The sequence below is a fragment of the Kluyvera sp. Awk 3 genome (genome assembly GCF_028069715.1).
Classification (GTDB): domain Bacteria; phylum Pseudomonadota; class Gammaproteobacteria; order Enterobacterales; family Enterobacteriaceae; genus Kluyvera; species Kluyvera georgiana_A.
Genome location: NZ_JANEWH010000179.1, coordinates 1 through 7,850 on the forward strand (window position 1 = coordinate 1; position 7,850 = coordinate 7,850).

Consider the following 7,850-nt stretch of genomic DNA (forward strand, 5'->3'; position numbering starts at 1 on the left):
GTTGAGTCCCTGTAATAATAAAAATAACGTGGACTGTTAATTTTAAGAATTTGAGATTTATCTTTAATTTATTTCGAATAATCTGGAAAATGCGTATTCTCTTTAAAAAAATTAGGAATTTTCCTAACATAAATGAACGCACCAACCCTGGCAAACCGCTGTCTAAGCTTATGAATCGACATAGTCTGTAACCTCTTCTGAAGCAAAACAAGACGTTAGCTTTTCTCTGCTCATTCATATGGGTGAGAAGAAGAAAAATTTAACCGTCTGAGATTTAATTGTAATTTTTCGTAATAGCTCGGTGAAATCTTTTGCGGAGTAGATTATAGTTACAGCAGATCAGGAACAGGTGCACGTTTCAGGTTGCCAGCAGTACCATCCCACACCGGTATTTGTTATTCGTTGTTTGCACTACGACAAGGGGGATGCGTTATGGACGAATACTCACCAAAAAGACATGATATCGCACAGCTTAAGTTTCTTTGTGAAACCCTGTATCATGATTGTCTTGCCACACTCGAAGAGAGTAACCATGGCTGGGTGAATGACCCTACCTCGGCGGTTAACCTGCAGCTTAATGAGCTGATAGAACATATTGCGACGTTCGCACTTAATTATAAAATTAAGTACGACGACGATAATAAACTGATTGCACAGATTGACGAATATCTGGATGATACTTTCATGTTATTCAGCAACTACGGCATTAATAGCGTCGACCTGCAAAAATGGCGGAAGTCAGGGAACAAACTCTTCCGTTGTTTTGTCAATGCTAGCCGTGCTAACCCTGTTAGCCTGTCTTGTTAAAATTATTACAATCAATGGGTGAATTATGTCTGATAAACCACTAACTAAAACCGATTATTTGATGCGTCTACGCCGCTGTCAGTCTATTGACACGCTGGAACGCGTTATTGAAAAAAATAAATATGAACTCTCTGATAATGAGCTGGCGGTATTTTACTCAGCAGCCGATCATCGTCTGGCAGAATTGACGATGAATAAACTGTACGACAAGATCCCTTCAACCGTGTGGAAATACATCCGTTAATTTTTCTGTTTCATGCATGACTTCTCCCTGTTATGTGACTGATTGTGTGAATGGCATCACATCGACGAGTAGGGAACGTTCCCAAAGCGCTAATCACCTTTTAAGGTGATGGCTCTATAAAAGGGAGACGCCCATGAGCGATGAAAAACGTAAGATGATTGCCGGCGAGCATTATCGCCCGGCCGATGACACGCTAAGAACGGACAGGATCCGCGCAAGGCAGTTGATTCACCGATATAACCATATGGCTCCGGATGAAAAAGCCGAACGCGCAGCGCTACTCAACGAGCTGCTCGGCAAAGGTGACGATGCTTATATTGAGCCAACGTTCCGCTGCGACTATGGCTACAATATCTTTCTTGGCGCCAACTTCTACGCTAACTTCGATTGCGTCATGCTCGACGTCTGTCCGATTCATATTGGCGATAACTGCATGCTGGCACCGGGTGTACATATCTACACCGCCACTCATCCCCTCAATGCCATTGAACGCAATAGCGGTATCGAGTTCGGCAAACCGGTGACAATCGGCCACAATGTGTGGATTGGCGGACGTGCGGTGATTAACCCCGGCGTGACGATTGGCGATAACGCGGTGATTGCTTCCGGCGCTGTTGTCGTGAAAGACGTTCCAGCCAACGCCGTTGTCGGCGGCAACCCGGCCCGTATCATCAAGATGTTAGCTTGATAACAGCAACAGACTGTTATGCTTTTTTGCAACCAATCTGTTACTTTCTGCATGGATTAACGCAACATACAATAGGCTATTCCGCCTAACGTTGCCGAGCAAAAGATGTCAGAGATCCAGCGATTACTCACGCAAACTATTGATGAACTCAACGCCCGCGAAAAGCGCGACAACCGGCCGCGCTTTAGTATCAGTTTTATTCGCAACCACCCCGGCCTGTTCATTGCCATGTACCTCGCCTTCTTCGCCACCCTGGTGGTGATGATGCGTTCCGACACGCTGGCCGATTCGGTTTGGCTACTGTGGCTGCTGTTTGCGCTACTGAACGGCTTCTTCTTCTTCGACGTCTATCCGCGCTACCGCTACGAAGATATCGATGTGCTGGATTTTCGCGTGTGTTACAACGGTGAGTGGTACAACACTCGCTTCGTACCACCGGAGTTGATTGACAATATCCTGCACTCTAACCGCGTCGACGGTCAGTACAAAACGCAGCTGCAAAAAATGGTCACCACCAAGGGCGACCTGTCGTTCTACGACGTCTTCACCCTTGCCCGCGCCGAAGCGGCGCAATAAGCCGCTGTAACGTCCGTATTGCCGGTGCAAACTGTGAGGCGGACGTATTACCATAGCCCAACACCAACCCCGTACGGGCATGCTGACGGTCGAGATAAAATGTGCTGAGCGCGCTGGGCGTCATCTGATGCGCACGCGCCTGGCGCACCAGCGACACGTCATCAATGCCGTCAATAGCGACCGTCATATGTAACCCGCCCTCACCCGCCATTAATTGGTGCGGAACGCTTAATTCCTCTTCCAGCGCCGCGCGTAGCTGCGCCTGACGCTTGCGGTACAGACGGCGCATCGCCGCCAGATGTCGGGCATAGTGTCCTTCCTCAATAAAGCTCGCCAGCGCCCGTTGCTCCGCCCGATGTCCACCGCGCAGCAGCGCACGAATAGCAGGTTGTGCCGCCTCCACCAGCATCGGCGGCAGGACCATAAATCCAATGCGCAGCGATGGGAATAACGTTTTGCTGAAAGTACCGAGGTACACCACCGGCGCGTTGTCGTCCATGCCGCGCATCGCCGGAATCGGCTCACCGCTGAAGCGAAATTCACTGTCGTAGTCATCTTCGATAATCCAGCAGCCATGCTGGCGCGCATATTCCAGCAGCGCCAGCCGTCGCGCCACGCTGAGCACCCTGCCGGTCGGATACTGATGCGAAGGTGAAGTAAAGATCAGCGTCGGTGGCGGCAAATCATCGGCAATTCGCATTCCTTCGTTATCGACCGCCACGCCCTCAAGCACAAGCCCCGACGCCATAAATGCGCTTTTCGCGCCGAAGTATCCCGGCTCCTCTACCCATGCTCTCTGCCCCGGTTCACTCAGCAGATGGGTGCAGAGATTCACGCCTTCCAGCGCCCCTTCCGTGATCACAATTTGCCGCGCATCGCAGTCGATACCCCGCGATAGCGCCAGATGCCGGGCAATCGCCGCCCGCAGCGGCCACTCTCCCGCCGCATCGCCGTATCCAAGCAGGCTGCTACCCTGTTCGCGCAAAACGCGATCCAGCAATCGACGCCACAGCGGCAAAGGAAAGTAGTTGATGGCCGGCGTGCCGGGGGTGAACAGGAGCGGCGGCGTATCGCGAGGCTGTACCTGCGGCAAATCCAGCAGGCGTTCCGGCAGTGAGACCGGGATACAGTCTGTGGCCCCCGCCATCTGCGGTAGAGACGCCACCCGGGAGCCACGACGATCGCGACGTAGATAACCTTCCATCGCCAGCTGTTCCAGGGCGGCGTTGACCGTATTACGTGAAATGCTCAGCCGCTCGGCCAACGTCCGAGAACCAGGAAGCCAGCTCTGAGCCTGGAGCTGTCCGCACAGGATGGCGTCTCTGAGCGCCGCGTACAGGCTGCGTTGCAGCGTCTCCGCACCGCGCGCCGCAAGCGCATCATTCAAGAGAGTAAAAAAGGGATCGTCGGGAATATTCATGGCTGCTCCTCGTGGCACCATCAAAATATACTCTGGTGGCACTTTTTATGGAACCAGCAAAGCCCTACGCTCGACGTATTGTTTATTTCCCTAAGGAGAGGTTATGAGTCAGCTCAATCAATTTGGTCAGCTAATTGGCGATGCCCTGCCGGACTGGCAGCCGCGCCCATATCCGCAGCGCGTGGTGCTGGAAGGTCAGTATTGCCGTCTGGAACCGCTAAGTCTGCAACATGCTGATGCGCTCTTTGCCGCCCATCAGCAAGCGGCGGATACCCGCAACTGGACGTGGCTGCTGCGTGAACCAGAGGGATCGGTGGAAGAGTATCGTCAGTGGATCGCCGGCGTGGAATCCCTTCAGGATCCGCTGCACTTTGCGGTAATAGATATCCGCACCCAGCAGCCAGTGGGCACGCTGGCACTGATGCGTATCGAGCCAAATCATGGGGTGATGGAAGTGGGGCACGTCCACTTTTCGCCACTGCTTAGCCGCACGCCCGCCTCGACGGAAGCGCAGTGGCTGCTGATGCGCTACGCCTTCGAGACGCTCGGCTACCGTCGCTATGAGTGGAAATGCAACAGTTTCAATGACCCCTCACGCCGTGCGGCACTACGTTTAGGTTTTCAGTTTGAAGGACGTTTTCGCCAGGCGCTGGTGATTAAAGGCCACAACCGCGATACCGACTGGTTTTCCATTATCGACGGCGAATGGCCCGCGCTGGACCGCGCCTTCCAGGCCTGGCTTGCCGCCGATAACTTTACCGCCGACGGCAAGCAGCGCCAGTCCCTGGAGGCTTTCCGTTAACGACGTTTTTTGCGCCCCTGTACGGCTTTAAAGCGGGGGTTGGATTTACAGATCACGTAAAGACGACCTTTGCGCTTCACTATCTGACAATCCGGGTGGCGCTGTTTCGCACTGCGCAGCGAGTTAAGTACCTGCATCAGGATCCCCTTTTCACATCAACAAAGCGGCCAAAACGCTGGGTAAAGCGCGCGACGCTACCTTCGGCGGAAACGCTGCGCTGCTTCCCGGTGTAGTACGGGTGCGATTTTGATGAAACATCAATCGTGACATAAGGATATGTCACACCTTCCAGCTCAATTTCCCGGTCCGTTTTGATGGTGGAGCCGACTTTAAAGTACTCGTTAGCGCTGGTGTCGTGGAATACCACGGTACGGTAATGGGGGTGGATGTTCGCTTTCATCTGATCCTCAATTAATATGTTATAACATAACAATTACGATACGCCGTCAAAAAACGCTTTGCAACCCTACAGTTTTAAGGGAAATAGCCGAAGTGCAGACTGCACTCCGGCAAGGGAGGTTAGCGGCTAAGCTGATGCGCAATCGCGCGCAGCTGCTCGGCAATCGCCTGCATATCTTTGCCCTGCTCCACCTTCGCACCAGAAGAGTGGCGCACGACAAGGCGAGCAGGGAGAATGGATGAAGTCCGTGACGAAGCGTTGTCGTCACTTTCAAGAATGCGGCGTACCGCCTCTTTGCCCTGCAAGTCCAGGTCTAACGATACCGTGGTCAGCGCTGGGTAGAAAAATGAGCTTTCATAGGTGTCATCGTAACCAATCACCGACTTTTCGCCGGGAATGGCGACCTGATGCTGATGAAATGCGCTCAGCACCCCTAACGCCATCTGATCGTTCCCCACCAGCACCGCCGAGAAATCCGGGGTCTCGCGCAGCATTTGCAGCGCACAGGCATAGCCGCTTTGTGCATCCCAGTTGCCGTGCAGCACGGTCACTGGCTTCAGTCCGTAGCTATTGAGCGTATCCAGCCAGCTTCTCAAACGTAGGTTGGCGGAGACAGAACTCACCGGGCCGGCCAGAATCGCCATCTCACGATGACCCGACTCATACAGATATTTGACGCTGGCACGGGTGCCATCTGCCGGATTAAACGAAACGTTATACACCGAACTATAGGGATCAACATCGAGGAAAAGACAGACGATATCATCGTTGTCATCTGCAATTTTCTGTGCTGTTTCAGTCTCTAATGGTACGTTGATAATCACTTTGCTGACCAGCTGTGATTTCAGTTCGTTGATCGAATCCTGAACACTATGATTGACGTTCTCATCAATCATCGAAATCAGTACCTGATACCCCTCTACATTTGCGTAGCGTTTCACCGCTGCCGCAACCTGAGAAGGCGCGTGCAAAGCCAGTGAAGTGGTCACCAGTCCAAGGGTATGAGTGGTCTTGCCAACCAGCTGCTGGGCAAGTCGGTTTGGGACATAGCGGAGTGCCTCGATGGATTTCTCCACCTTGTGGCGTGTGGCTTCGGATACATTGGCAGATTTATTGAGTACCCTGGACACAGTCTGGTAGGAGACGCCCGCATGGCGAGCAACGTCTTCCAAAGTTGCGCTTTTAGACTTCATCGTCCGGTTCCTTATGTTGTTATCGCTAGATTGTAACAGGGGTCATCCCAAAAAACGTCTACCGACCTGATTTATGACATACGATAACATAAAAAAGATATACGCCCACATTCCCATGCAACAAGAAACCCCTTACAAAATGAACAGAAAATGGTTAATTTATTTGCAGTTAGTCACATATCAACAATCAAATGTTTGCCGGATTTTACATTTAGGCATTTTATTACACTCGTTATGTGAACGTAATACAAAACAAAACGAGGATAATAATGAAAACAACCCTACGCACGCTTTCAATTGCGTTAGCTACTGCGCTGACTTCATCTTCTCTGCTGGCGGCAACGTCAGTTCCTATTGATTTCCATGGCTACCTCCGCTCCGGCGTAGGCGTTTCTGGCGATGGCGGAATGCAGGAATGGCAAAAAAACAAACTCGGCCGTTTGGGAAACGAAGCCGACACCTACGGTGAACTTGAATTGGGTTCTGAGGTGTATAAGAAAAACGATGTCAGTTTCTACCTGGACTCAATGGTCAGCATGGTTTCCGACGGTTCAAACGATAACGAAACTACCTTCGGCGACGATGCGCAGTTTGGTCTGCGTCAATTAAACCTACAGATTAAAGGGCTTATCCCGGGCGATCCGAATGCGGTTATCTGGGGTGGGAAACGCTATTACCAACGCCACGATCTGCACATCATTGATACCAAATACTGGAATATTTCCGGCTCCGGCGCCGGGATCGAAAATTATACCGTCGGCCCTGGCGCAGTTTCATTGGCCTGGATCCGCGGCGACGCCAACGATGTCGACTATCGCGTTGACGGTGATAACGACGTAAACATTAACTACATTGACCTTCGCTATGCGGGCTGGAAACCATGGAGCGGTGCCTGGACCGAATTCGGTATCGACTACGCCATGCCGAACGCAACTGACAAACAGAAGGATTACGGCGGCCTGTATGATGCTGATAACGGTGTGATGCTGACCGGTGAAATCAGCCAGGATATGTTTGGCGGCTATAACAAGCTGGTGCTGCAATATGCCAACAAAGGCCTGGCGCAGAACATGGTCTCCCAGGGTGGAGGTTGGTACGACATGTGGAACTACGTCAATGATGCCACCGGCTACCGTGTTATCAACACCGGTCTGATCCCAATTACCGACAAGTTCTCTCTTAACCACGTGCTGACCTACGGTTCGGCGGATAACACCACCGAATACACCGATAAATCACGTCTGGTCTCGTTGGTTGGCCGCGCGCAATATCAGTTCACTGAATATGTACGTTTAATTGGTGAAGTGGGTGGTTTCTATCAGAAAGACTCCTACACTGACGGTAGCCACTATAAGCAGAGCGGCGAGAAATACACCATCGCGTTAGGCCTGGCAGATGGCCCTGACTTTATGTCTCGTCCGGAGCTGCGCGTCTTTGCCTCTTACCTGAATGATTCCGAACAGGGCAATGCCTTTAACGACGGCACCGCCAGCGATACCTGGAACTTCGGCGTGCAGGTGGAAGCCTGGTGGTAATACGTTAACCTGACTGAATCATTGTTTTGCCCTAATTCTATCTTTTGTTATTTGCGCCAATTTTATATTTGCCACTCCATTATTGTTTCTATCATCTGGCCTTGGGGATAATGCTATTATTAGGTTGTCCTCTTTTTTTATCGCGCCAATAATAAAAAACCCCGATATCAAATCAGGGTTTTCAT

General features: G+C 51.5%; 10 protein-coding genes. 6 read left to right on the forward strand and 4 right to left on the reverse strand.

Features of this window, described 5'->3' with window-relative positions:
* The first annotated feature begins 432 nt into the window (after positions 1-432).
* The 4 genes from tomB (at position 433) to NNN71_RS22510 (ending at position 2,315) form a co-directional block, all read left to right on the forward strand.
* Positions 433-807 carry an Hha toxicity modulator TomB gene (gene tomB, locus NNN71_RS22495; RefSeq protein WP_064547997.1) on the forward strand — a complete coding sequence of 125 codons (375 nt, stop codon included), beginning with the start codon at positions 433-435 and terminating at the stop codon, positions 805-807.
* 25 nt (positions 808-832) lie between these two features.
* On the forward strand, positions 833-1,051 hold the full coding sequence (locus NNN71_RS22500) for an HHA domain-containing protein (RefSeq protein WP_064547995.1): 219 nt from the start codon (positions 833-835) through the stop codon (positions 1,049-1,051).
* 133 nt (positions 1,052-1,184) lie between these two features.
* Entirely contained in the window at positions 1,185-1,739 is a 555-nt protein-coding gene (gene maa / locus NNN71_RS22505; RefSeq protein WP_271459372.1) for a maltose O-acetyltransferase, read from the forward strand.
* A 105-nt stretch (positions 1,740-1,844) separates the two neighbouring features.
* Positions 1,845-2,315 (forward strand): YlaC family protein, encoded by a 471-nt coding sequence (locus NNN71_RS22510; protein ID WP_163445950.1) that lies wholly within the window; start codon positions 1,845-1,847, stop codon positions 2,313-2,315.
* On the opposite strand, the gene pdxR is transcribed toward NNN71_RS22510, so the two are convergent.
* Complete coding sequence (pdxR, locus tag NNN71_RS22515) at positions 2,284-3,735, reverse strand: MocR-like pyridoxine biosynthesis transcription factor PdxR (protein ID WP_271459373.1); 1,452 nt, start codon at positions 3,733-3,735, stop codon at positions 2,284-2,286. The two genes, NNN71_RS22510 and pdxR, sit on opposite strands and share 32 nt — an antisense overlap.
* Positions 3,736-3,838: 103 nt before the next feature.
* Here pdxR and NNN71_RS22520 point away from each other — a divergent pair, with 103 nt between their 5' ends.
* On the forward strand, positions 3,839-4,537 hold the full coding sequence (locus tag NNN71_RS22520) for a GNAT family N-acetyltransferase (protein WP_271459374.1): 699 nt from the start codon (positions 3,839-3,841) through the stop codon (positions 4,535-4,537).
* Here NNN71_RS22520 and ykgO read toward each other — a convergent pair.
* The 3 genes from ykgO to NNN71_RS22535 form a co-directional block, all read right to left on the reverse strand.
* Positions 4,534-4,674 (reverse strand): type B 50S ribosomal protein L36, encoded by a 141-nt coding sequence (gene ykgO / locus NNN71_RS22525; protein WP_003859006.1) that lies wholly within the window; start codon positions 4,672-4,674, stop codon positions 4,534-4,536. The two genes, NNN71_RS22520 and ykgO, sit on opposite strands and share 4 nt — an antisense overlap.
* On the reverse strand, positions 4,674-4,937 hold the full coding sequence (locus tag NNN71_RS22530) for a type B 50S ribosomal protein L31 (RefSeq protein ID WP_065356849.1): 264 nt from the start codon (positions 4,935-4,937) through the stop codon (positions 4,674-4,676). Before NNN71_RS22530 ends, ykgO begins: the two co-directional genes overlap by 1 nt.
* A 119-nt stretch (positions 4,938-5,056) precedes the next feature.
* The gene (locus tag NNN71_RS22535; RefSeq protein WP_065356850.1) at positions 5,057-6,130 is read right to left on the reverse strand and encodes a LacI family DNA-binding transcriptional regulator; all 1,074 of its coding nucleotides are present in this window, start codon (positions 6,128-6,130) and stop codon (positions 5,057-5,059) included.
* Between the two features lie 269 nt (positions 6,131-6,399).
* Here NNN71_RS22535 and NNN71_RS22540 point away from each other — a divergent pair, with 269 nt between their 5' ends.
* Complete coding sequence (locus NNN71_RS22540) at positions 6,400-7,665, forward strand: maltoporin (protein WP_065356851.1); 1,266 nt, start codon at positions 6,400-6,402, stop codon at positions 7,663-7,665.
* Positions 7,666-7,850: the final 185 nt, after the last annotated feature.

Excerpts from the sequence above, each read along its gene's own strand:
- tomB (WP_064547997.1), top strand. The coding sequence starts at position 433 with ATGGACGAATACTCACCAAAAAGACATGATATCGCACAGCTTAAGTTT.
- NNN71_RS22535 (WP_065356850.1), bottom strand. The coding sequence starts at position 6,130 with ATGAAGTCTAAAAGCGCAACTTTGGAAGACGTTGCTCGCCATGCGGGC.
- pdxR (WP_271459373.1), bottom strand. The coding sequence starts at position 3,735 with ATGAATATTCCCGACGATCCCTTTTTTACTCTCTTGAATGATGCGCTT.
- NNN71_RS22530 (WP_065356849.1), bottom strand. The coding sequence starts at position 4,937 with ATGAAAGCGAACATCCACCCCCATTACCGTACCGTGGTATTCCACGAC.
- NNN71_RS22540 (WP_065356851.1), top strand. The coding sequence starts at position 6,400 with ATGAAAACAACCCTACGCACGCTTTCAATTGCGTTAGCTACTGCGCTG.
- ykgO (WP_003859006.1), bottom strand. The coding sequence starts at position 4,674 with ATGCAGGTACTTAACTCGCTGCGCAGTGCGAAACAGCGCCACCCGGAT.
- NNN71_RS22520 (WP_271459374.1), top strand. The coding sequence starts at position 3,839 with ATGAGTCAGCTCAATCAATTTGGTCAGCTAATTGGCGATGCCCTGCCG.
- NNN71_RS22510 (WP_163445950.1), top strand. The coding sequence starts at position 1,845 with ATGTCAGAGATCCAGCGATTACTCACGCAAACTATTGATGAACTCAAC.
- NNN71_RS22500 (WP_064547995.1), top strand. The coding sequence starts at position 833 with ATGTCTGATAAACCACTAACTAAAACCGATTATTTGATGCGTCTACGC.
- maa (WP_271459372.1), top strand. The coding sequence starts at position 1,185 with ATGAGCGATGAAAAACGTAAGATGATTGCCGGCGAGCATTATCGCCCG.